This window comes from Pseudolactococcus plantarum (assembly GCF_002441715.1).
GTDB lineage: Bacteria > Bacillota > Bacilli > Lactobacillales > Streptococcaceae > Pseudolactococcus > Pseudolactococcus plantarum.
Genome location: NZ_JXJX01000011.1, coordinates 16149 through 41247 on the forward strand (window position 1 = coordinate 16149; position 25099 = coordinate 41247).

24 protein-coding genes, 1 pseudogene and 1 riboswitch are annotated in these 25099 nt (G+C 36.9%); of the genes and pseudogenes, 2 read left to right on the forward strand and 23 right to left on the reverse strand.

What is annotated here, in order from left to right:
* Nucleotide 1 precedes the first annotated feature (1 nt).
* From hprK to metK, 18 genes and pseudogenes are all read right to left on the reverse strand, one after another.
* Nucleotides 2–925: an HPr(Ser) kinase/phosphatase gene (hprK, locus tag RU87_RS07790; protein ID WP_068164047.1), complete on the reverse strand. Its 924-nt coding sequence runs from the start codon at nucleotides 923–925 to the stop codon at nucleotides 2–4.
* Between the two features lie 241 nt (nucleotides 926–1166).
* On the reverse strand, nucleotides 1167–1493 hold the full coding sequence (locus RU87_RS07795) for a PspC domain-containing protein (protein WP_068164046.1): 327 nt from the start codon (nucleotides 1491–1493) through the stop codon (nucleotides 1167–1169).
* Between the two features lie 37 nt (nucleotides 1494–1530).
* A complete protein-coding gene (locus RU87_RS07800; RefSeq protein WP_068164043.1) occupies nucleotides 1531–2766 on the reverse strand; it encodes a DUF4097 family beta strand repeat-containing protein in 1236 nt (411 codons plus the stop codon).
* A gap of 146 nt (nucleotides 2767–2912) precedes the next feature.
* A complete protein-coding gene (gene ileS / locus RU87_RS07805; protein ID WP_068164040.1) occupies nucleotides 2913–5714 on the reverse strand; it encodes an isoleucine--tRNA ligase in 2802 nt (933 codons plus the stop codon).
* 388 nt (nucleotides 5715–6102) lie between these two features.
* Nucleotides 6103–6801 carry a DivIVA domain-containing protein gene (locus RU87_RS07810; protein ID WP_068164038.1) on the reverse strand — a complete coding sequence of 233 codons (699 nt, stop codon included), beginning with the start codon at nucleotides 6799–6801 and terminating at the stop codon, nucleotides 6103–6105.
* Between the two features lie 19 nt (nucleotides 6802–6820).
* Nucleotides 6821–7615, reverse strand: coding sequence for a YlmH family RNA-binding protein (locus RU87_RS07815; protein ID WP_068164035.1), 795 nt, complete (start codon nucleotides 7613–7615; stop codon nucleotides 6821–6823).
* Complete coding sequence (locus RU87_RS07820) at nucleotides 7615–7860, reverse strand: YggT family protein (RefSeq protein ID WP_068164031.1); 246 nt, start codon at nucleotides 7858–7860, stop codon at nucleotides 7615–7617. Before RU87_RS07820 ends, RU87_RS07815 begins: the two co-directional genes overlap by 1 nt.
* Complete coding sequence (locus tag RU87_RS07825; RefSeq protein WP_068164028.1) at nucleotides 7857–8414, reverse strand: cell division protein SepF; 558 nt, start codon at nucleotides 8412–8414, stop codon at nucleotides 7857–7859. The genes RU87_RS07820 and RU87_RS07825 overlap by 4 nt, the downstream gene beginning before the upstream one ends.
* Nucleotides 8415–8464: 50 nt before the next feature.
* Nucleotides 8465–9139, reverse strand: a complete 675-nt coding sequence (locus RU87_RS07830) for a YggS family pyridoxal phosphate-dependent enzyme (protein ID WP_068164025.1) — start codon at nucleotides 9137–9139, stop codon at nucleotides 8465–8467.
* Nucleotides 9140–9447: 308 nt separating this feature from the next.
* Nucleotides 9448–10405, reverse strand: a pseudogene (ftsZ, locus tag RU87_RS07835) (cell division protein FtsZ); the annotation flags it as partial.
* A gap of 99 nt (nucleotides 10406–10504) precedes the next feature.
* A complete protein-coding gene (gene ftsA / locus RU87_RS07840) occupies nucleotides 10505–11878 on the reverse strand; it encodes a cell division protein FtsA (RefSeq protein ID WP_068164019.1) in 1374 nt (457 codons plus the stop codon).
* Nucleotides 11879–12035: 157 nt separating this feature from the next.
* Complete coding sequence (locus RU87_RS07845) at nucleotides 12036–12905, reverse strand: DegV family protein (protein ID WP_068164017.1); 870 nt, start codon at nucleotides 12903–12905, stop codon at nucleotides 12036–12038.
* Between the two features lie 101 nt (nucleotides 12906–13006).
* Nucleotides 13007–13798: a 23S rRNA (guanosine(2251)-2'-O)-methyltransferase RlmB gene (rlmB, locus tag RU87_RS07850; protein WP_082782190.1), complete on the reverse strand. Its 792-nt coding sequence runs from the start codon at nucleotides 13796–13798 to the stop codon at nucleotides 13007–13009.
* 258 nt (nucleotides 13799–14056) lie between these two features.
* Nucleotides 14057–16462: a primosomal protein N' gene (locus tag RU87_RS07855; RefSeq protein ID WP_068164085.1), complete on the reverse strand. Its 2406-nt coding sequence runs from the start codon at nucleotides 16460–16462 to the stop codon at nucleotides 14057–14059.
* A 128-nt stretch (nucleotides 16463–16590) separates the two neighbouring features.
* Nucleotides 16591–16992 carry a DNA-directed RNA polymerase subunit omega gene (gene rpoZ / locus RU87_RS07860; RefSeq protein WP_068164013.1) on the reverse strand — a complete coding sequence of 134 codons (402 nt, stop codon included), beginning with the start codon at nucleotides 16990–16992 and terminating at the stop codon, nucleotides 16591–16593.
* A gap of 92 nt (nucleotides 16993–17084) precedes the next feature.
* Entirely contained in the window at nucleotides 17085–17738 is a 654-nt protein-coding gene (gene gmk / locus RU87_RS07865; protein ID WP_068164010.1) for a guanylate kinase, read from the reverse strand.
* A 207-nt stretch (nucleotides 17739–17945) separates the two neighbouring features.
* Nucleotides 17946–19556, reverse strand: a complete 1611-nt coding sequence (gene rny / locus RU87_RS07870; protein WP_425268496.1) for a ribonuclease Y — start codon at nucleotides 19554–19556, stop codon at nucleotides 17946–17948.
* 305 nt (nucleotides 19557–19861) lie between these two features.
* Entirely contained in the window at nucleotides 19862–21049 is a 1188-nt protein-coding gene (metK, locus tag RU87_RS07875) for a methionine adenosyltransferase (RefSeq protein ID WP_068164003.1), read from the reverse strand.
* Nucleotides 21050–21197: 148 nt separating this feature from the next.
* Here metK and RU87_RS07880 point away from each other — a divergent pair, with 148 nt between their 5' ends.
* On the forward strand, nucleotides 21198–21923 hold the full coding sequence (locus tag RU87_RS07880) for a biotin--[acetyl-CoA-carboxylase] ligase (protein ID WP_068163999.1): 726 nt from the start codon (nucleotides 21198–21200) through the stop codon (nucleotides 21921–21923).
* 71 nt (nucleotides 21924–21994) lie between these two features.
* Here the strand turns inward: RU87_RS07880 and RU87_RS10005 are convergent, their stop codons facing one another.
* The 4 genes from RU87_RS10005 to RU87_RS07900 form a co-directional block, all read right to left on the reverse strand.
* The gene (locus tag RU87_RS10005) at nucleotides 21995–22174 is read right to left on the reverse strand and encodes a DUF3272 family protein (RefSeq protein ID WP_068163993.1); all 180 of its coding nucleotides are present in this window, start codon (nucleotides 22172–22174) and stop codon (nucleotides 21995–21997) included.
* A gap of 145 nt (nucleotides 22175–22319) precedes the next feature.
* The gene (locus RU87_RS07890) at nucleotides 22320–22511 is read right to left on the reverse strand and encodes a hypothetical protein (protein ID WP_068163990.1); all 192 of its coding nucleotides are present in this window, start codon (nucleotides 22509–22511) and stop codon (nucleotides 22320–22322) included.
* A gap of 82 nt (nucleotides 22512–22593) precedes the next feature.
* Entirely contained in the window at nucleotides 22594–23067 is a 474-nt protein-coding gene (locus RU87_RS07895; RefSeq protein ID WP_068163987.1) for a glutathione peroxidase, read from the reverse strand.
* Nucleotides 23068–23082: 15 nt separating this feature from the next.
* Entirely contained in the window at nucleotides 23083–23586 is a 504-nt protein-coding gene (locus RU87_RS07900) for a QueT transporter family protein (protein WP_068163983.1), read from the reverse strand.
* A riboswitch (PreQ1 riboswitch) is annotated at nucleotides 23585–23680 on the reverse strand. (Overlaps the previous gene by 2 nt.)
* A gap of 28 nt (nucleotides 23681–23708) precedes the next feature.
* Between RU87_RS07900 and RU87_RS07905 the strand changes: the two genes are divergently transcribed.
* Nucleotides 23709–24143 carry a GtrA family protein gene (locus tag RU87_RS07905; protein ID WP_068163978.1) on the forward strand — a complete coding sequence of 145 codons (435 nt, stop codon included), beginning with the start codon at nucleotides 23709–23711 and terminating at the stop codon, nucleotides 24141–24143.
* A gap of 20 nt (nucleotides 24144–24163) precedes the next feature.
* Here RU87_RS07905 and RU87_RS07910 read toward each other — a convergent pair whose 3' ends face one another.
* Nucleotides 24164–25081 carry a YihY/virulence factor BrkB family protein gene (locus RU87_RS07910; protein WP_231860451.1) on the reverse strand — a complete coding sequence of 306 codons (918 nt, stop codon included), beginning with the start codon at nucleotides 25079–25081 and terminating at the stop codon, nucleotides 24164–24166.
* Nucleotides 25082–25099: the final 18 nt, after the last annotated feature.

The following is a 25099-nucleotide window of genomic DNA, read 5'->3' on the forward strand; positions in this document are numbered from 1 at the left end:
CTTATGAATTTCTCTCAATCAAGGCCGATAGTCGATCTTCAAACATTTTTGTTGCATCAAATCCCATATTTTTTGCCCTGAAATTCATGACTGCAGCTTCTATAATAACAGATACATTTCGGCCTGTTGTAACTGGTATTTTAATTTGTGGTACTGCAACATCAGAAAACATGACCGTTGTTTCACCATTACCTAATCGATCATAGGTATTACTTTTTTCATAATTTTCTAAGTTCACTGTTAAGTCTATCTGTGCATAGTCCATTACTGCTCCTGCTCCAAAAAGACTCATTACATCAATGATCCCTACGCCTCGAAGTTCAATAAGATGACGCAAAATTTCAGCAGGTTCACCCATCAATGTAAATTCATCTTTTTGATACACATCAACTCTGTCATCGGCTACTAGACGATGCCCCCGTTTGATTAACTCTAAACCAGTCTCAGATTTACCGATACCTGATGAGCCTTGAATCAGCACACCAACACCAAATATATCCATCAAGACACCATGCACTGTCGTTCTAATCGCTAACTTTTCATCTAAAAAGGATGTGATTGCACCATTTAAACGACTTGTTGGTTCACTAGACTGCAATAACACAGTGTCTCTTTTTTTAGCAACATGGATCATTTCATCTGGAATTGAAAGACCTCTTGCAATAATAATCGCAGGCGTTTCTTCGGTTACAATGTTTTTCAACAAATCATAGCGATTATCACCAATGACATTATGTGCATACGACCACTCTTTCATCCCAAAAAGTTGAATCCGTTCGGGTGTATAATACTCTAAGTAACCCGTCATTTCAAGTCCTGGTCGCGTGACATCTGAGGTCGTGATTTCTTTTTTTAGAGCTGTTTCAGAGGAATAAATGACATCAAATTTAATTTTTTTAAGCAAGTCTGCAACTGTTACTACCATATTTTCTCACTTTCTTTTTTGAGTGGTACACCAAGCTTTTAGTAATCATAAAACACGACTATCTCACCCTGACTACTGAGCCTTACTGATACATTTTAGTATAATACACTTTAACCTTTTACTTATGATTTTATAGTCACGATCACCAATAACAGTTAAGTCATACTTGCTATCATTATAACAAAAAAACGAAAAAAACGCTTTGTCATGAGCATGACTAGCGTTTTACTTTATCGATTAATTAAAATTGTGACCATTCATCGTTGTCATCAAAAGGCGTGACATCTTTTCTTTTTTTTGCTTTATTTTGCTGATCACCAGGCCATTGTGAAAAGTTAGAGAAATCCTGTTTAGTTCCGCTATTTTCACGTGGCGCTTCTGGTAAAATAATTGATATCACAAAATAAATTAAAATGAGTGATCCAAAACTCGTCAATGCCAAGATGGCATAAACAATTCGTATGATCGTCACAACATCCTCAGGCCAACCATAGTAGTCAGCAAGTCCACCGATGACACCTGATATTTTCTTATTTGTCCTTGATTTTGTCAACCTCTTACTTGACATCTATATCCCCTTTATTATACTCGACAATCTTAGTAGCTCAAGCATCTGATTGTACATTATGATCAGAATTTTCAGCTTCATCAGATTTTTCAATTTCATCAGATTTTTCAATTTCACCAGATTTTTCAATTTCATCAGATTTTTCAATTTCACCAGATTTTTCAGTTTTATCTTCCGTTGTATTGACAGTATCTGTTACATCATTCTCAGTTACAGGTGTTGTTGCTTCTGGCTCAACTGCTAGACCATCTTTTAGCCAAATGCTACCCGTATTTGTTGAGATATCTAATGTTAAGCTGTTAACTGCTTTTCTGACTAGCGCTGCACCATTCTTAGTAATTTCTAACGGTGTATCTAAGGCAACACGTGTTTTATAGCTACCAAACGTTGTCTTGATATAGCCTACCAACCCTATATTTTCAGGTACTGAAATCTTGATATCGCCGTTTACATTTTTGACTTTAAGATTTTCACCATCAAGGGATGTTGTTGTCACAAGAATCTCACCATTCACGTTTGTAATATCAGCTGTCTCAAAATTTGCGACTACACGGACTTCTCCATTAACAGATTTAACATATAGTGCACCTAAATGACAGCGTTGAACAGTCAAATCACCGTTGACTTTTTTAATGTTAAGCTCCTGTGCTGTCAACTCTTCTAGTGTCATTGTACCATTTACGACATCAAGTTTAGCTGTTTTTAATGCATTAAGTGGCAATGTTACTGTCACATCGACAACAATTCGCTTACTTTTTACTGCGACTAATAATTCATCTTGTTGTAACTCAATGCTGACATTATCTTGTATAAATTCATCAAGTAATGCTTCTGAGATACCACCATATACTTTATAACTTACTTCCACAATCGTTTTTTTGACATCTTTAGTTTTAACCGTAACATCTCCTGTTGTTGCTGTCACTGTTAAGTTATTGATTGGTCCTTCAAACGCTTTGAAATCAGATTTGCTAAGATATTTTAGACTAGGAAAACCATTACTAAAATCAACATTATCATTCACAGATTTTTTTGCAGAATGAAGCATATTTTTCATAAAAGAGCCTGCTTGGTTCATAAACTGTTTGAACGCTTCTGATGAATCTGTTTGATAACCATCTTTATCTCTCGCTTGAGATGTTTCATCACCTTCGTAAGTTTCCTGACCAGCATCACCTGATAAACCTGACTTCTCAAGTAGCTCAATCGCTTCATTTTCTGTTATAATGCCCTTGCGCATCAAATCTAAAATTCTTTCTTTTTGATTGCTCATATATATCACACTTTCTTTTTTAAGTTGATTTAAAATCCATTTTTCATTAAAACTGGATATGTAGTACATTAACTTTCTTGCCTACAAGTTTATTATCCCATGTTTGAATTAAAAAAAAATCAGGCCTAAGTCTGATTTTTTTTTGCTTATGCGTTAATATCAAATCCTTCAGTCGCAATTTCTGGGAATGATTGATCAACGATACTTGCACAATTGTTACAAAGTGCTTCATAGTGAGCATTAGCATGAGTACCGACCGTTTCATCAATACGACGACAACGTTGACAAACCTCACCTGTCGCATGGACAACTAAAATATCATTATCCGCTACAGTAAGTGTTTTTTCAGTTAATGGTTGAGTTGTGATCGTAAATTGCGAAACAATCAACAATGTAGCCAAGTCTTCTTCCTGAGCAATACGAGCTAACAAGGCATTAGTTACCTCATCTGGCTTGACAGATACACTTGCTTCAAGAGATTTTCCGATGACTTTTTCATCCCGTGCAATTTCTAATGCCTTATGGACACTAGTCCGGAACTCTAAGAAGGCCGTCCAGACATCTATAATTTCATCTGCATTTTGCATGCTATCAGCTTTTGGCATTTCTGTCAGATAAGCATAAGCTTCCTCTTCTTGTTCAAGATATGACCAAATTTCTTCTGCTGTATGTGGGATAATAGGTACCAAAAGTTTTGTCAATTTGACTAAAATTTCATACATCACCGTTTGCATACGTCTACGTTCCAAACTATTTTCAGATTGAATATAAACAACGTCTTTTGCAAAATCAAGATAGAAAGCTGACAAATCATTTGTTAAGAAGTTAAAGATCGTACGATAAACATCCATAAAGCTGTAACGATCGTATGCTTCACAAACCGATTGAATCACTTGATTCAATCTAACAAGCATATATTTATCTGAGCCATGTAAATCATCTATCGCCACAGTATCTTTAGTTTTATCAAAGTCTGATGTATTGGCAATCAAAAAGCGTAGTGTATTTCTAATTTTACGGTAAGCTTCTGAAGTTTGACCAATTAAATCCATAGACACACGAACATCTGATGTACTATCAACACTGGCAACCCATAATCTCAAAATGTCTGCACCATACTGTCTTGTGACATCTTTTGGTGCAATACCATTACCTAAAGATTTAGAGAATTTACGACCTTTAGCATCCTGTACAAAGCCTTGTGATAAGACTGCTTTATAAGGTGCTATGCCATTAACAGCGACTGATGTTGTGATAGATGAATTGAACCAACCACGATACTGGTCAGATCCTTCTAAATAAAGATCTGCTGGATAACTTAGTTCGTCACGTTGATTTAATACACCATTCCATGATGACCCTGAATCAAACCAAACATCCATAATATCAGTTTCCTTGGTAAATAGACCATTAGGAGAACCTGGATGAGAGAATCCTTGTGGCAACAACTCGCTCGCATCCCGTTCCCACCAAATGATTGACCCATGTTCAGCAAAAAGTTGGGCAATATGTTCTGTCGTTTCTGGTGTGATGATTGCAGTGCCATCTTCAGCATAAAAGATTGGTAATGGCACTCCCCAAGCACGCTGACGACTGATTACCCAGTCACCACGATCTCGAATCATATTATAGAGACGAGTTTTACCCCAAGGAATTACCCAATCTACTTTTTCCACTTCAGATAAAATGTTGTCTCGGAATTTATCAATAGATGCAAACCATTGCGGTGTTGCGCGATAGATAACTGGTTTTTTCGTACGCCAGTCATGTGGATAACTATGCGTAAAGAAATCAAGTTTTAATAAAGCATCCTTTTCTTCTAGGAGTTCGCTTACTTTTTTATTACCTTCATCGTAGAATAGACCTTCAAATCCAGGCGCTTCGTCTGTATAATAGCCACGATCATCGATTGGTGACACAACAGGCAATTTATATTTTCTACTGTAGATATAGTCATCCTCACCATGACCAGGAGCAGCGTGTACTAATCCTGTTCCTGAGTCTAGTGTGACATAATCAGCATTCATCACAAGACTATCACGATCATAAAATGGATGTTTCGCAACCATACCATCTAGTTCAGACCCTTTAATTGTTTGAATGACTTGGTAATCTTCCCATGCTAATTTTTCAGCAACAGTCGCTAACAACTCTGAGGCAATTACAAATTTACGGTCATTTACTGCAACTAAAACATAATCATAGTCTGGATGTGTAAAAATACCTTGGTTTGATGGAATTGTCCATGGTGTTGTTGTCCAAATAACGAATTCCGTATCAGCAGGTAAAAGTCCTTTAGTATCGCTTGCTTTAAAGGCAATATAAATAGATGCTGAGCGTACATCTTGATACTCTATTTCAGCTTCAGCAAGTGAACTTTCAGAAGATGGTGACCAGTAGATTGGTTTAGCACCTTTATAGATATAGTTCTTTTCTGCCATCTTACCAAACACACGGATTTGAGCAGCTTCATATTCTGGTTTTAAGGTAACATATGGATTTTCCCAATTTCCTAAAACCCCGAGTGATTTAAAGCCTTTACGTTGCAAATCAACTTGTGTTAAGGCATATTCTTGACACATTCTTAGATAGTCTGCACGATCAAGTTCTTTACGCTTCACACCTTTTTTAGTCAAAACTTGTTCGATTGGCAGACCATGCGTATCCCATCCTGGTACATATGGTGCACAAAATCCTGCCATATTTTTATAACGGATAATGATATCTTTAGAAATTTTGTTTAAGGCATGACCAACATGAATATCACCATTTGCATACGGAGGGCCATCATGTAAAGTAAACGAAGGTTTTCCTTTATTTTCCTTCAGACGGTTATCATAAAGCTTAGCTTCATCCCAAGATTCCTGCATTTTAGGTTCTTTATTTGGTAATCCTGCACGCATTGGAAAGGCTGTTTTCCCAAGGTTCAATGTATCTTTAATTTTCATAATTAATTGTAAGATGACAATAGCATCATCTCAACCCTCACTTTTCTTATAATTTTGTTTTATATTAGCTAGATAACAAGCTAAGCATAGCGTGTTCATCATTAGTATACGTTTACAACCATGGCTTTAGAGCTTATGTTTATCGAAAAAATAAAAAAAGGCTCTTCGAAAGGGACGAAAAGCCGTGGTACCACCCTAATTCGCTTGACTTGCAAGCCTCAATAGTCTTGTAAAGGAGACCACTCTATGACCATATCCTTTGTTTTAAATCATATCTTCATATCTATTAAAACAAAGAGTAAACAAGTTGATAGCCATTAATTAAGGGATTGCAAGACTTCCACCATCTCTTGCTCGCTGATAATATTAATTAACGACATAGGCTTGTTTATGCTTCAGTTTCTGTATCTTTTTTATCAGTATCTACATCAACATCAGCTGTTACAGGCTCTGCAACAGGTGCTGCTGCTTCTTGAGCATCAAGTATCGCAGAAACTTCGTTGACAGTCTGACTAATCTGAACTGTATTACCTTCATGAGTATCTATAATTTCTTTAAGTTTTTCTACACCATCTCCAATGTATGTTGTCGTTGGTTTTAGAATTTCTTCCCACTCATGAGATTTAATACCTTCTAATTGAGATTCAACCATCAAAGCCATACGTTGGTGATAAATTCTCATTTTACGTTTTAGTTCTTCTGTCTCTTTGACCAATTGACGTGCATCATCAGAAGCAGAATTCAAAATCACACCAGCTTCTTTTTTAGCAGCTTCTAAAATGTATTGGGCTTTTTGGCCTGCCTCAACCGTAATCGCATTTGCTTCATTTATAGCATGCTCTTTCAAGTTGTCTGCAGCACTTTGTGCCACTACAATCGACTTATTTAAAGAGTCTTTCATGCCTTCATATGACTCAACACGCTCACGTAAACTTTTTAGTTCGCGATCTTGATCTTTGATTTTTTCTGCAAATTCATCATAATCTCTAATGATCAAATCTAGAAAATCATCAACATCTACTTTATTGTAGCCTCGCACTTTTGTTGCAAAGGTTTTATTTTGAACATCTAAACTATTTAAACTCATAAGATTCCCTTTCTTAATGCTACTTACTTGATATAATTTGAACTTCAACTCTGATTTTATTTTTTTTCGTAAGACCTAAGTTATGAAGTAATTTTACTCTACCAAATCCACGAATACTAATCAAATCTGTTTCAAAAAGTTCAAAATCATTTCGTAATACTTCTGCGTAATTAACCTTAACTTTATTTGACTGAATTAATTTTTGCGCTTGACTACGAGAGTAATTAAATATACTAGCAATTACTTTATCCAAACGCAAACTAGATAAGCTCACCGTTTTGTAATCTAGTTGATCAGGGACTTTAACGTATTGTTCTGGTTTAATTTCACTGATTTTTACACCACTACGTGCTATTTTCTGTATTTTTTCGATAAATACTGACACCATTTTTTGATCTACAAATACCTGTGCAAATGATGGATGGACAGTAATGTCTCCTATTTTTGCTCGGTCAACTCCTGTTTCACCAAGTAATGTCCCTAATATTTGTGAATGCTTAAGTGTGACGAATTTACTTGCAAACCCTATTTGTAAACAAGATAACTCAAAATCAGAAAGAGACAATTGGTAATAATCCGGCGCTATAATCAGCTTCACATATTCTGTTTCAGCAATCATAGTGCTAGAATAAAGGTGAATATCTTGTTGCTTAGCTTGATTCAGCACAGTTTGTAAGATATAGCATTCTCTAGGATTTAAAAAATCTGTCGTCACAATACTATAAGTAGCTGAAACTTTATCAATCCAATCCGTCACCTTATCGATGAATAAGCGCTCACTTGGGCGGAAGTGCTGATATATGTCGTTAGCCATTATGCAATGATCAGCAACAAGCGTTGGATACAATTTAAAGCAATAATTGCAACGACCACTGTAAAATCAATACCCGCAAATTGAAGTGGTAATGGATCAAAAATAGATAGGAAAGGTCTTGAAACAGATTCAATCAGTTTACCAATTTGATTATTTCTTAACCCTGGCACCCAGCTCATTAACGCATAAGCAATCAAGATCCACTCATAGAATGTGATCAAATGATACAAGAAGTAAATAATCATTGGAAATTATCCATTCCTTCAAAATTTCGACCTGACAGAATACTCATTTCCTTTTCAGCATCAACTGTCATGCCATTTGGTGTAAGTAAGAAGATTTGTCCACCGACATTTTGAATATCACCGTCAAGTGTAAAGACAACCCCTGTCAAAAAGTCGATCGAACGACGAGCTTGTTGATCACCCATATTTTTAAAGTTGACCAATACGCTCTCTCCATTTCGGACAATACGTGCTGATTCCATAATATTATCATACGCAGCAGGCTCTTTAATGGCGATAGTTGGTATAATACTTGAAGCTGTAGACGTTTGACGTTGCTGACTTGAAGCTCTTTTATTATTATGATTCAAGTTTTCTGTTTGACGAGATGCTTTACGTTCATAGTTAAAATCTGATTCTTGACTCGTAGGCTTCTGTACTGCTTGCAATGTCGATTGACTTTTCACCTGACTCTGAACCACTTGTGGTTGGGGACGTGAAGGAGTTGACATCTCCTCTTCTTCTCCCAAATTAAAATACTCTTTTGCTTTTTCAATATACTCTTTTAAAGCCATTAATTTCTACCTACTTACTCTATCTCATCTCTAATATTGAGAGCTATTATTTATTTAAAAAATTCACTGCCAATTCTAACAAAAGTAGCACCATGCTTGATTGCTTGTGGATAATCTTGACTCATCCCCATAGACAACTCCGTACACGGCATATTTAGTATTTTTTGACTTGAAATATTTTCTTGTATCGCTTTCGCTTCTGCAAAAATACTATTTTTTTCATCTTCTGTCGCTTCTCGTGGTGTCATGGTCATGATCCCAACAACTGCTATATTTTCTAGCTTGGCAAGTTCTGGTAAGACCTGCTTTAACTCAGCAATAGAGAAACCATGTTTACTTGTTTCCCCTGAAATATTAACCTGTAAAAAACAGTTAATCACATGGTCAGCTCGTTTATTTATTTCTTTAGCTAGTTTAACAGAATCTAAAGCATGAAAATAATCAACATAATTGATTACCTCTTTGACTTTTCTACGCTGTAATGTGCCGATGAGATGCCAAGTAATTGGCATCTCATGCAATTGATGGTATTTGTCTAAAAATAGTTCTACTCTATTTTCGCCTATATGTGTGATACCAGCTTCTACAAGTGCTTTAGCTTGATTAGCATCTACATATTTAGTAACCCCTACGATGGTGGTTGGACGAGCTAAGTTAGATAGTTTATTTTTATCTTCAATCGCTACACGGCTCATCACCTCTGAAACATTTTCAATTAGTGTCATTGTTTAACGTTTTAAGAATGGTGGGATATCTAAATCATCATTATTTGTTGATGTCGTTGTACCACCAAATGTGTTGACGCTTTGAGTAGGAGTTGATTCAGATGGTGTTTGACGAACAGGATTTTCTTTACGAATATCCCAGCTACCAAATGCAGACTCTGGTGATGTGCTTACTGGTGCTTGTGTGGGTTGGTTCCCTGAAAAATGATCTTTTGTCGTATCGACGTTTGATGACCCAAGCACACGACGTCTTGGTTGTTCAGTTACTGTATTTGCAACTGCTTGACGTGGGACAACTCTTTGCACTTCTTCTTCAGAAACTCCTGTAGCAACAACTGTTACACGAATTTCATCTTTAAGTGTGTCATCGATTGATGTGCCTAAAAGAATATTTACGTCATTACCTGCAGCTTGGATAACAAGTTCTGAAGCATCTTGTGCCTCTGTTAAACTCATGTCCATACCACCTGTAACATTTAGCAGGACATTTTCTGCACCTTCAATAGTTGTTTCCAAAAGAGGTGAATAGATTGCTTTACGTGTTGCTTCAATCACACGATCTTCGCCACTAGCAATCCCGATACCCATCAATGCATCACCTTTATTTGCCATGACAGTTTTAACATCAGCAAAGTCAAGATTAATCATACCTGGGTTAGTGATGAGGTCAGTTACACCTTGAACACCTTGACGTAATACGTTATCAGCTTCTTGCAAAGCTTCTTTTAAAGGTGTTTTCTTGTCAACGATTTCTAGTAAGTTATTGTTTGAAATAATCAGTAGTGTATCTACCGATGATTTCAATAATTCAATACCTTCTGAGGCAAAGTACCCTCTTTTAGACCCTTCAAAACCAAACGGACGTGTTACGACACCAACTGTCAATGCGCCTAATTCACGAGAAATTTGAGCAATCACTGGTGCAGCACCTGTACCAGTACCTCCGCCCATACCTGCTGTGATAAAGACCATATCTGCACCTTGAAGTACTTGTTCAATTGTTTCTGCAGATTCTTCAGCAGCTTTTTGACCAACTTCTGGTTTTGACCCTGCGCCTAATCCACGAGTTAATTTTGGTCCAAGTTGGATTACTGTATCAGCTTGCGATGCACGCAAAGCTTGCACATCAGTATTTGCGGCAATAAATTCAACGCCTGAAACACCTTCTTCAACCATACGGTTGATCGCGTTTCCACCGGCTCCACCGACACCAATAACTTTTATAACAGCTCCTTGTGTGAGCGTTTCATCAAAGGAAAATTCCATTATTTTATATCTCCAAATTCATTTTTATCGCAACAATTAAAGTATCACATCACTGATAACCTAATCTAGTCATGTTAAACCTGCTTTAACTGTCTTATTTTAGTCAAACATACTACCAAATACATTACGGACTTTGTCTACAATGCTTTCTTTTGGTTCTTTATCTTGTTTTGGCGTGCTAACTTGTGGTGCTTGTGTCATGTAAGTTGTATCATCTACTGATGATGCATAACTAGAGTCGGCAAACATCTCAGTTGCTGGTTCACGATAGATAGCAGAAGTCTCTACAATTGGTTCACTAAATAATGTATTACCAGCGGCAGCTTGTGTCACTAGATTTTCAATATCAGAACGACTACCTACATAATCAACGATTGATATGACCTGAGCAAAAGTTGGATTACGAAGTCCCATCTCAGTTGGTACATATAATCTGACGTTTGTACCAATTATCTCAGTAGCAAGTTCAGCAACACCAGGCATTGCTGCAGCACCACCTAAAAGGATAATACCTCCTGGCAACGATAAGCCACGTGAACGTTCTAAATCTTGACGTACGCGTGAGAAAATTTGACTTAAACGTGCTTCAATAATCTCTGACAAGTAATATTCAGTAATTTCAACTGGTTCAGTATGTCCAACGACAGATACTGGGAAACGTTCATCTTTACTTGCTCGTGCAGTAGAAGCCTCACCATAGTTTAGTTTGACATTATCTGCTTGATCTGTAGAGGTATTTAGAATAGTAGAAATATCTTTAGTGATATAATCTCCACCCTCAGCAATCACATGAGCAAATTGTAATTCTTGATCACGAATTGCCATAACAGTTGTTTGACCAGCACCAAGATCTACGACAACAGTGCCGAACTCTCGTTCACTTTCATTTAAAACATGATGTGCAATAGCCAATGGTGCGATGACTATATTTTCAACTGCAAGTCCTGCACGCTCTATCGCCCGACGGATATTGTGCACTAAAGTTTTAGGGCCTGTGTAAACAAGTCCCTTCATTTCAAGGCGAACACCAAACATGCCTCTAGGATCAGAGATACCAGAAAATCCATCCACAGTAAATTCTTTAGGTTCTACTGCGATGATTTCACGTTCTGGCATCATACCACGCATGAGTGCACTCGCGACAACTTGACTAATATCAGATTCTACAACTTCTTTAGATTCGCTGTTGACTGTCACCATACCTTGACAAGCATCAACTTCAAGACGATTAGCTGGAACAGCAACATTTACCCCTGTAATTTGGATGCCTGCGCGTTCTTCTGCTGCATTTACAGCCTTGCGAATTGCTTGAGATACTTTTTCAATATCTACAATTGTTCCATTTTTTAAACCGTCAGATTTTGCATTTCCGACACCAATTATATTCATTTCACCAGAGACATATTCAGCAACTAATACTTTTATCGTATTCGTGCCAATATCTAGTCCCGTATAAAGTCCACTTTTGGCCATTAAAGCGACTCCTTCCATTATCCATTCATCATTTTAAGGTTAATTATTTAAAAAGTTTCTAATGCTACTTTCAGCATAAACACTCTTTTTTATTTTAACACAAAATCACAGCAAAACAAGAAATTTACTGTGATTTTTGACATTTATTCTTAATTTTTTAATTTCGATTCGTTTCGGCAATATAAAATACTGCTATTGTTCCCGAACCGGTATGTGCGACAATCGTTGGCCCTAAAGGTGTCACTATCACTTCTTGAACTAAATCAGAAGCCAATAAGGTATTTTTTAATTTTTCTGCAACACTAACATCCCCAGAATAGCCAATCATCACTTTAGGATAGTTGCTATCTAATTCTGCTAAAACAGCGGCAACGACTGATGTAATCGCCTTTTTCTTACCTCTAATTTTACCAGCTGGTCTTAGTTTACCTTCTGGATCAACATCAATAATGGGTTTTAAATTCACTAAAGTGCCGACAGTTGCTGCAGTTTTTGAAACACGGCCACCTCTAGACAAATGAAATAGATCATCCGCCATGACCCAACTCCGTAAACGTGGAACAAGGCTTTCTAAAACAGTGACAACTTCTGGCACTGTTTTTCCTGCATCACGAAGTTTAACCGCTTCTCTAACCAAATATCCTTCTCCCGAAGCAGCAGCTAAGGTATCGATAATTGTGATTTTTGCAGTTGGTGTTTCAGAAAGTATCATTTCTTGTGCCATTTTTGCACTTTGTAAGGTACCTGAAAGCCCTGAAGAAAATCCGATATAGAGCACTTCCACCCCTTCTGATACTATAGGTTTAAATGCATCTAAAAATTGCCCCACATTAACCTGAGATGTGACCGGTTTTGCCCCTTCACTCATTTTTTTCAATAAAACATCACTTGTCAAATGTCCCTGACCTGTTGTCTGATAGGTGACATCTTCCAGTGTTACCGTCACCCCTAACATCACAATATCATGTTCAGCCGCATAGCTATCTGATAAGTCTGTAGTTGAATCTGTGACAATTTTATAAGTCATATCCACTCCTTCTAACTGGTTAACTTAGTTTTTGAGCTATCGCACACCGATATGTGATATGTGTGCCTCGATCACTCATATATCTGTACTATCAGACAAACTTACTTGAAGTTTCTAGCCCACTCATACATCAAAATACCCGCAGCAACACCTGCATTTAGACTTTGTACGTGGCCTTTCATAGGAATTGTCACCATCTCATCTACTTGTTTCTTAATATTTTGAGTGATCCCTGTCCCTTCAGCACCAATAATTAAAGCAAGTTTTCCTTGTGTCTGCCAATTATAGCAAGGTGTGCCGTTCATATCTGTCCCAAAAATCCAGAATCCTGCTGCTTTTAGTTTATCCAGTGTTTGGGATAAATTAGTCACACGAGTGATTGGAATATGGTTGACTGCACCTGTAGATGTTTTGACAACAACTGGCGTTACTCCTACAGAACGATGTTTAGGAATGATAATTCCAGATACCCCTGTCGCATCTGCAGTCCTTAAAATACTCCCCAAATTATGCGGGTCAGTTAACCCATCAATGATAATTAAAAGTGGATTATCAAGATCTTCTGTTATCTCTAGAATATCTGATAATTCCCGGTAAGCATAAGCACTGGTTTTTAATACAAACCCTTGGTGAACGCCACCATCGCTCATCTCTTTTAATTTTTCTTTGCTAACAAATGACATACCTACTTTTTTTTCACTTGCCAGTTGTTTCAGTTTATCGACATTTTTACCACGTATATCATCCTGAATATAGAGTTTATTGCCTACATTCTCTCTCAGGGCATCCGCGACTGCATGTACACCATAGACGGTATCATTAGCATCTTCTGCAACCTGATTCTTATTCTCATACGTTTTTTTGTCGTGACGATTATCAAGATTTTTTTTCATAATAGTATTATAACATAGTCTTTCATCAGAGTTAGTCAATCCAAAAATTAGCAATAGGTTGGTCATCTCATACAGACCAACTGTACGATAAAAATCCTCGCCATACACGTATCGGTATCGCGAGGACTTATGTATGATGACAAGCATTAGCCTTAGTGTTTATGAGTCCATAGATAGGGGTTAGCTAATCACCCAAACATCAGCACAATCAGTTAGCAACTAAGCTCTCAAATACTATTTTCAGTAGTTTAGCTTACATCACATGAAATTTTGGGGTTCATTGTCAATCATGATTCTTAAGGCTTTATTTTCACGCGCTTGTGTCATGTCTAAAACAGTATTCAATGCCTTCTCAAGCCCAGGCTCAAATCTATACTTAATCAACAATTGATAGTGATAAAGATTATGCGTGCGTGAGATAGGTTTAGGAATCGGACCTAAGAGACGTGCTTGATCAGACAATTGCTCCTGCAACAGAGCCATCACTTCATATGATTTTTTAACCGCAACTGCTTCATCCTGATGCGATATGACCAATTGCACCGTGAAAAAGTATGGTGGATAATTGAGCTTTCTCCTAAACTCCATCTCTTGCTTATAAAACGCCTCGTAATTTTGCGTCCCAGCCAACTGAATCGCATAATGATCTGGATTAAAAGTTTGAATTAACACTTCACCTTTTTTTTGGGCTCTACCTGCTCTACCCGCCACCTGAGTCAGCAGTTGAAAAGTTCGTTCAGATGATCTAAAATCAGGCAAATTCAGTGCCGTGTCAGCATTGATCACACCGACTAGCGTGACATTAGGAAAATCGAGTCCTTTAGCTATCATCTGCGTACCTAGCAGAATATCTGCCTCTCCAGAACCAAATGCCGATAAAATACGCTCATGAGCACCCTTCTTTTTAGTCGTATCTACATCCATCCGTAAGATACGCGCATCAGGAAATAAGTCTAGCAACTCTGCTTCCACTTTTTGGGTACCGCTCCCATAATAGCGAATTTGACTACTCTCACAGTTGGGACAGCGATAAGGTATGGGTTGAGTACGTCCACAATAATGACAATTTAATGTTTTGGTATCCATATGTAGCGTCAAAGAAATATCACAATTTGGACAATCTGGGACAAACCCACAATCTCTACACATGATAAATGACGAGTAGCCTCTACGATTTAGCATCAAGACAACCTGCTCATGTTTTGCTAGTTTTTCTGAAATCTTATCTAACATCAGTTTTGAAAACGAGCCAGATTGATCAGTTAAATGTTGCCGCATATCTAATAGTTTAATAACCGGCAGTTGTGCATCTGAGTTAGCACGATGTGTCAAACGCAGCAGTTGATAAACACCTTTTTGTGCACGTGCACGGGTCTCTAGACTTGGTGTGGCAGATCCTAAAACTAAACTCGCACCATGGTATTTTGCACGCCAAATCGCCACATCTCTAGCATGATAACGTGGATTGCTATCTTGTTTATAACTCGTCTCATGCTCTTCATCTATGATAATTATCCCAATATTTTTTAGGGGTGCAAATATTGCAGATCTTGCACCCACTACAACTTTTGCTTGACCAGCAACTATTTTGCGCCATTCATCATATTTTTCGCCATCTGAAAGTCCCGAGTGCATAATCGCAACATGATCACCGAACCGTGCGATAAACCGATTTGTCATTAGCGGCGTTAACGATATTTCAGGCACCAACATAATTGCTGTTTTTCCCTGAGAAATGGCATGTGCAATCACTTGTAGATAGATTTCTGTTTTACCTGACCCCGTTACACCTTCTAAAAGAAACGTTTTGTCTTGAGATTGTGTAATTGCCTGGTATGCAACCATCTGTTCAGGATTTAGCACTTTATGGTCATCTGGCGTCACTTTTTCAAAATAATCTTTAGCACGTGATACTTCAATCTCAGTCAGTTTCAAAATATTTTTAGAGATAAAAAACTTAATAACCTCTCTAGAAAACATCGCAACCAACTCAGTATAAGACCAGTCATCGCCAGCTAAATGCGCTTGTAAAAACTGTTTTAATTCAAGTCTTTTTGTGGCTCTAGCGGTTAATTCCAAATCATTTAACAGATCAATATCAACTAAAGACACACGTTTGACAACTTTAATAGCTGCTTTGGATTCTGCGATATAGCTTAACTTAATTTTGCCATCACGATGTAATTTCATCATCAGTGCTTGCGCTTGTTTATCTAAACTTGAAAACCGTTTTCCTTTTTTCCCATCAAAATAACGGTTTGCGATGGTTAGATCGGTTGTCGTCAAAACTTTATCATAAGACGAATTCAGTAAATTAGGTAACATGGCTTTCAAAATAGAAATTTTATAGGCAAAAACTGTTTGACGCATAGCGCCAGCCAGCTCCAGCTGTTCGTCGTTAAGGACTGGTTCAAAATCTAAAACTTCAGAAATCGACTTTAATGTTTTGACAGCTATTTCATCTTGACCTATATGTGCATCTGTTATTGACACAATATCTACAATAAACCCTTGCATCAATCGATTACTTTTACCAAAAGGGACGTGCACACGCATACCAATACCTACTAGGGAGGCGAACTCATTTGGAATTAAATATGAAAAAGGTTTATCTGTTTGCATTGTAGGGACATCAACAACAACCTTGGCAATCATTTCACACATCATCACTCACTTCCATCCTATCTAACCCCTCATCCATCATTTAGATAGCTACCACCTAATGATTGGTTAAGCCAAAAGTTATATAGCACTAAATTTTAAAGAAAAAAACTGCATCAGCAGTTTTTTTACTAACCTTCAACAACACTAGGATCAGATAAATCTGTTACTCCTAATCCATCTGTTACAACAACAGGTGTTACCCCTTTATCTTTACGTTGTTTTGCTTCTTCTTCAGCTTGCTCTTTTGCTATCTGCTCTTTGATCTTACGTTCTTCTTCAATTTTTAGCAAACGTTCAAGTTCACGTTTTTCTTTTAACGCTAATCTTTTTGCCTCTGGTGCTGGATGAATCGTTACGTTGCCATCAGCTAATTCTTCTAATGCCTGTAAAGTTGGTTTTACAGATGAAAAACTTTGCGTTGCAGCCTCACCATCGCGCAATTCATGCGCACGTTTAGCTTCTAACACTACCAAAGAATATTTTGAATCGACTTTGTCCAACAAGACGTCGATAGACGGTTTTAACATCATAATTTATGATACCTCTTACTATTTTTAACTTTTATTTTAAGACAATAGGTTGTGATTACCTTTATAGTCTTGCCGATACTTTAAGCAACAGCTTACTCACAATGCGCATTCGCATCATTTTCGCTGGCATAAGTAGTCATCTCTACCATATTTTGATAACGACCAATCACACGGTCTACTCTAAAATGCTCTGCTTCAACTATCTTTTTAACACGTTCAACAGCTAAATGAACCTCGTCATTTACGACAGCATAGTCATACTCGCTCATGAGTTTGATCTCTTCACGCGCTTTCTCCATACGTTCATTAATCACGTCTAGCGAATCAGTGCCACGACCACTTAGTCTACCACGTAGTTCAGCTAAGTCCGGAGGTGTCAAGAAGATAAACACACCATCTGGTACTTTTTCTTTTACTTGTAAAGCACCTTGTACTTCGATTTCAAGAAATACGTCCTTACCTTCATCAAGTGTTCGGTTAACATATTCTAACGGTGTACCGTAATAGTTACCAACATATTCGGCATATTCAAGCATCTGACCTGCTTTGATTTTTTCTTCAAATGCCTCTCGTGTAGTGAAAAAATAATCTTTTCCATCTACTTCACCTGGACGTTGTTGACGTGTCGTCATCGACACTGAATAATCAAATTGGTGCTGGCTAGATTCAAATATAGCAGCTCTTACTGTTCCTTTTCCGACTCCAGAAGGTCCAGAAAAAACAATTAGTAATCCACGTTCTGGCATGCTCACGCTCTTTCTCTTGGGGTGCCATGAAAAGCAAAAGTCTTTTCATAGATTTATTAGTTATTGTTTCTATTCTATCACAATCTCTTTAATTTGAAAAGATGATTGGCAAAGTAAATACTATCACATTAAACTGTGTAATACAGATACCTCTCACCAAAATAAAAATCCGAACTAACACAGTTGTTTAGTTCAGATCTTTATGAATTATTTAGCGTAATCAATCACACGTGTTTCACGGATAACCGTCACTTTGATATTTCCTGGATAGTCCATATCATTTTCAATTTTTTCTTTGATATCATGCGCTAAGACAGTCATCTTATTATCAGATAATTTCGCTGGATTAACCATGACACGAATTTCTCGACCTGCTTGTAAAGCAAACGATGTTTCAACACCTTCAAATCCATTAGAGATTTCTTCAAGATTTTGCAGACGTTTGATATAGTTATCGATCGATTCACGACGCGCTCCAGGACGTGCCGCAGATAAGGCATCCGCTGCTGCAACTAAAACAGAGATATTATGTGTTGGTTCAGTATCTCCATGGTGACTTGCGATTGCATTAATGACTACAGGATTTTCCTTATACTTCTTAGCAAGTTCTGTCCCAATCTCAACGTGGCTACCTTCGATCTCATGATCTAAAGCCTTACCAATATCATGTAAGAATCCTGCACGTCTAGCAAGCGATACATTTTCACCCATCTCGCCAGCAAGATTACCAGCAAGATTTGCAACCTCAATCGAATGATTCAAGACGTTTTGTCCATAAGACGTTCTAAAATGTAGTCTTCCCATAATCTTCATCAGATCAGGATGTAGCGTATGTGCACCAACTTCAAATGCAGCTTGTTCACCGTATTCTCTGATTTTTCGATCAATATCTTTACGATTTTTCTCGACTAATTCTTCGATACGTGCAGGATGAATCCGACCATCTTGTACTAATTGTTCCAATGTCGTTCTAGCAATTTCTCGACGAATCGGATCAAATCCTGATAAAATAACCGCTTCAGGTGTATCATCAATAATGACATCAATCCCAGTCAAAGCTTCAAACGTACGGATATTACGCCCTTCACGTCCAATAATCCGACCTTTCATCGCATCATCTGGTAATGTGACAACACTAACAGTTTGCTCACTAACAAAATCGCCTGATATACGTTGCATGGCAAGCGTAATAATATCTTTTGCTTTTTTATCAGCTTCTGCTGTTGCTTTTTCTTCACTAGTGCGGATAAGCTGAGCCATTTCTTTGGATAATGATGCTTTTGTTTGGCTCAAAATAATATCTTTTGCTTCTTCGTGGCTTAAACTTGCTATTCTTGCTAGTTCAGCCGTCTTTTCAGCTTCAATTTGCGACAATGCTTCTTCGCGCTTGTTGAGCGTGTTAGTTTTATTTGATAGATTTTCTTCTTTTGAATCTAAAGATTGTTCTTTACGAGTTAATGTATCATCCTTACGATCAAGGATTTCTTCACGCTGTTTCAAGCGATTTTCAGATGCTTTTAACTCCGTTCTCGTTTCTAAAAATTCTTTTTCTATCGACTCACGACGTCTTTGACCTTCTTCTTTCAGTGCTAAAATCTTCTCTTTTTCAAGATTCTCAGATTCTTTTTTAAGAATTTCAGCTTCAACTTTCGCCTGTTTTGTGAGCTCACTTGCTTTGCGTTCTGCTTGTTCAATTAAGCTCTGTGTATCTGATTGAGCATTTTTTAACTGAACATTTCGAAAAACAAAACCAACTCCTAATCCAATCAACAAGGCAATGATGCCAGCAATAAGTGCTCCAATCATTGTTTCCCTCATCTATATTCTATTATCAAGTTCCACTCAAAAGCACGACTTGACTACTATATCAAATTTAAAATTTCTTGTCTCTTTTTTAGTTAGCTAGATCAAACCGTTATAAAAGGCTTTTGGCCTCAAATCTTATGGATCATTAACCACAATTATTTATTAGAGATACCTGCCATAACGACTTAACAACTAATATATCTTACCAATTTGAGATAGTTCATTTTCATCATACTTTTTTTGGAAACTTAAAAAAATTCGCACCCATTAGCATTAGCCAACAGACACGAATTAATTATAACACATTATCATATATTTCACAAAAGTGAACGTAAAACTTCCACTTTGTCTAACTTTTCCCAAGGCAACTCAACATCTGTTCTACCAAAGTGACCATATGCCGCTGTTTGGCGATAGATAGGTCGTTTCAAGTCTAACATCTTGATAATACCAGCTGGACGAAGATCAAAATTATCGCGAATTGCTTCGATCAACTGTTCTGTTGAAACTTTACCAGTACCAAATGTCTCAACGTGAATTGAAATTGGTTGTGCCACACCAATCGCATAACTTAATTGGATTTCTGCTTTTTCAGCTAATCCAGCAGCCACAATATTTTTAGCGATATATCTAGCTGCATAAGATGCTGAACGGTCAACTTTTGTGGCATCTTTACCTGAGAATGCACCACCACCATGATGCGCATAGCCACCGTAAGTATCTACAATGATTTTACGACCAGTCAAGCCTGAATCTCCTTGAGGACCGCCAATTACAAAACGACCAGTTGGGTTGATAAAGTATTTAGTCTGTTCATCTAGTAAGTCAGCTGGAATAACAGCTTTGATGACTTTTTCAATCACATCTGTTTGGATTTGATCATTTGTCGCTTCTGGTGCATGTTGCGTTGAAATCACGATTGTATCGATACGTTTGGCATTACCCTGTTCATCGTACTCAACTGTCACTTGACTTTTAGCATCTGGTCGTAAGTAAGCAACCTCACCTGATTTACGTAAATCAGCTAATTTTTTAACCAGTTTGTGAGATAGTGAGATTGCAAGTGGCATAAATTCTGGTGTTTCCTTACTTGCAAACCCAAACATCAACCCTTGGTCACCTGCACCAATCAAATCAAGCGCATCTTGCGTCGCGTTTCCTCTAACTTCAATCGCTTCATTGACACCTTGTGCAATATCAGCAGATTGCTCTACGATAGAAGGATGGACACCTACTGTTTTGTAATCAAAACCAAAACTTGCATCTGTATACCCGATTTCTTTAATCGTTTGTCTAACGATTTCATCAATATTCACATATGCGCTAGTCGAAATTTCACCAAAGACATGGACAGACCCAGTGTAAACTACAGTTTCTGCAGCCACGTGAGCGTCTGGATCTTGACTTAAAATTGCATCTAAAATCGCATCAGAAATCTGATCTGCAATCTTATCTGGATGTCCTTCAGAGACACTTTCGCTTGTAAATAAATTCTTTTCTGACATTTTTTCCCCTACTTTTCTTTATTTTTCGGTTACAGGAAACGGCTTTATGGAAAAGTTAAAACCACCTTCGGAAAGTAACACTATCATTCTACCACTTCACTATTATTTTCGCCATCTTTTATCGTTATTTTCATGATATAATTTAATTATGATAGATATTAAAGACATACTTGCGCAAAATACTTGGTTGATTGAGGGCTCAGTCGCAAAAACAAGTGCATCGACACAGCTTGATGCAAAAGAAAATCTTGGTGATAAAAAACTATTTATCGCCGATATGCAAACAGCTGCTCGTGGCCGATTTGGCAGACAATATGTTACCGAACAAGGTAAAGGCATTTACATGTCTTTATCACTCAAACCGTCGACAGATATCAAAAACTATACTATTTTGACAGCAGCAGCTATTACGGCAGCTATCGAAACCTTAACATCAAAAAAACCGCAAATTAAATGGGTTAATGACATCTACTTAGACAACAAAAAAATAGCCGGTGTACTCGTCGAACATCTACTCTCTAGCGATTACATTATTATAGGGATTGGCTTAAATTTCAATCAACTCAATTTCCCGCTTGATTTACGTGATAAGGCAGGGTCGTTATTCAACGAAGAGACGCCACCTATTACACGTACCCAGTTAATTGCTGAAATATGGCGCCAATTCTACAAGTTACAAGCTGATGAAACATTTTTCGATATATATCGTGCTCACTCTTTTATTCTTGGTAAAACAGTAGAATTTGAAGAGCAAGGTGAAACTATCATTGCAACTGCAGTTGATTTGACTGAACACGGCGAGTTGATTGTGAATACTGGTGGCTTAATAAAAGTCATCTCATCTGGTGAAGTTTCCCTAAAAAAATGGCTCTGAGCACATCACTCAGAGTCGTTTCCATTAGATAATACCACACTTGAGAGGCACGTAACCCAAGTCTAGCGAGTTTAATTTTTTATGTTGAGTCGAATCCATCTATCAGCTTTATAAGCGATCCAGCCTTTGCGGATTAGCAACAGACTCCAAAATAACACTAGACCATAGTGGCCTGTGAATAAGGCATCTGCAAAAAACCAAGCATAAATAAGTGTACCTAACATAAAGATATAAAATTGTTGTTTAATCATATACCTATAGTGTAACAAATTACAGCAGAATTTCAATCAAAGCTTACCATAACCGTTTGTTTCAATTTTTGCTATTGTGCTTTACCTTCAAAATATCTGATGTTTAAAAAAGATGTCGCGCTATAGCAACATCTTTTTTCGACACTTACACTGTCACTTTATCTTCCTCTTCTGCTAACCAGTGCTCCAGCAATTCGGCAAAATTTTCATACATAATATGCTTAGTCTGGGCAATCTCAGCACGATGAAATTCTTTTTTATCAATAAAAATTTCAGCTATTTTTTCTTGATTGTGTCCAAGTTGTTGTAGCTTATAGATCATTTGTGATTTATCCATGTGACGTCTCCCTTATTTTCAACTCAAAACCGAAAGCGCTTACTATAAAATTATTATAACATAAAAACGTTCAAAAGAACGTTTAAAGTATATCTACCAAATCTTTTGCGATATTTTCTGGTTTTTTAGCTGAACCGTAACGTTTCACAACTTGCCCTGTCTTATCCACAAGAAATTTTGTAAAATTCCATTTGATGTCGGATGTTAACTTACCAGGTTGTGCTGCTTTAAGGTAGGTAAACAATGGCTCTTCCTCAACGCCATTGACATCTATCTTTGCAAATTGCGGGAAAGTTGTATGATATTTGAGTTCACAAAAGTCTGCGATTTCGGACGCACTACCAGGAGCTTGGTTACCAAACTGGTTACACGGAAAATCTAAAATCGTAAACCCTTGTGGGCCATACGTCTCATAAAGTGATTGCAACGCTTTATATTGTGGTGTGAACCCACATCCCGTAGCAGTATTGACAATCAGTAAAACCTGCCCTTTAAAGGTTGATAAGGAGACTTGTTCTCCTTTATTATTTTTAACTGTATAATCGTATATATTCATACACTTATTATACACTTATTTTGTTAGATCAATACGTTTTGAAAGTTGATAAATTATCACACTACCTATTAGTAATGAAATTAATTCGCCTACTCCTGTTGTTAACCAGGTTAAGAAAAATGGCAAGCCAAACAAAACACTTAATTCTGCAGCAATTGTAAACATTGTAAATGAAAAGAATAAAGAGAAATAGATGAAGGCTCTAGTTGTCAAACCACCCAATACATCTTGCGACATATATTTTTCAAATAAGTAGACACCTAATGTGACAAAGATTAGAGTTGACAGACTACCGACAACAACATCTACAATACCACTAGAAATATAGTTTGAAATCACACATCCTATCGTGACTGACCAAATATATTTCTTATTATAGAAAGCTAAAAAATTAAATAGCTCAGATAACCTGAACTGAATAGCTCCAGATCCGAACGGCCCTAACACAACCGTTACGACGACATACAATGCAGCAACAATTGCTATCTGCACCAAATCAACGACTTTTATTTTATTCAATTAAATCTCCTTTATCGCTAACGCGATTATAATATGCTCCGTCAAAGTGAGAAAGTACGAAGGGCTTTTTACAAGCAAGAACTAGTATAGCAAATTTTAATTAAAAATGATATACTTTTAAAATGAAAACTCTTATCAAAAAAATTGCAACTGATCAGATTTTTAAGTATCTAGTTGCTGGTGTTAGTGCAACAATTATATTTTTCATTGTCAAAATGGTTGTGTTCAACCTCACAAATTCTGGTGTCATCTCAGAGATTATGGCTCAAGTTATCTCAATTTTATTTGCCTTTTTTACAAATAAACTCTGGGTATTTGAAAAAACAACGAATCCATTCCTGCATGAATTTATCAAATTTATTGTTAGTCGTTTGTTTGTGTTGCTGATTTCTATTGTTGCCAATTGGTATTTAGTAGATACACACCCACAAATACTTACTGGGCTATTACATCTATCGTTAAAACCAAGTGTCTTTGTTCTAACTCTCTTTTTACAAGTTTTGACGATTATACTTAATTATATCTTTTCTAAGTTTTTAATTTTCACAACCAAATAAGAAGATAAGAAAAAACCAGCTCACTCTGAGCTGGTTTTTTCTTCGTTTATTTTGCTATTCACATTTTTAATAATGTCTTTAATTTCACCACGTCTGTTTTCAATCTTATTATTTCGCTTCAAATAAACTGCATTTAAAATTGCACCGAATATCAGTACTTTGGCAATAAAGATGAACCATAGCATAAGTCCGAATATAACCAAACTCCCAACAATTTTAAAGTCTTTCATTGCCTCTGTTGACCGGCCTATATACTTACCAAAAATATTGGTTAAGAAGGTTAATACAAAAGTTGAAAATAACGCACCTGGCAAGACATATTTGATGGATCTAATTTTTACGTTTGGCATGATAAAATATAGCAATGCTAACGCACAGAAGATAGTAAACGCAACTGCCGGTAGCGTCATATTATGCAATGTGACATACAGATGTTCGTCAAATTTGATATATTGATAAAGTTTTTCAAGTACTAATTGTCCAAAAGTAGCTAAGAGGACTGCAATGAACAAAAACAAAATAATCACTAGACTAGCGATTAGTGAAAAAAATTGCCCCACTAAAAAATCTCTATGATCTTTTACACCATATGCTTTATTGATTGCCATCTGTAGACTAGTCATTGCTTTGGAAAATGTCCAGAAGGCAGTAATAAATGACACCGATAGCAAACCTGCACTGGGTTTAGATAAGACGTTTTCCACAATAGTCGTGACTGTTTCATGTAATTGTGACGGCAGATTATCGCGTAAAAAATTCATGATGACAGCTGTATCTAAATGTAAAAACGGTAATATATTCCCCACTATCATAACCAACGGAAAAAGTGATAACAACAAATAGTAGGCGACGGCGACACTTGATAAACTCATCTCAGCTGATTTGTAAAAACCAAGAAAGAAATTAAGTCGTTCAGATGCTAAAACTTTTTTGATCATTTTTTTCAAGTCAATACA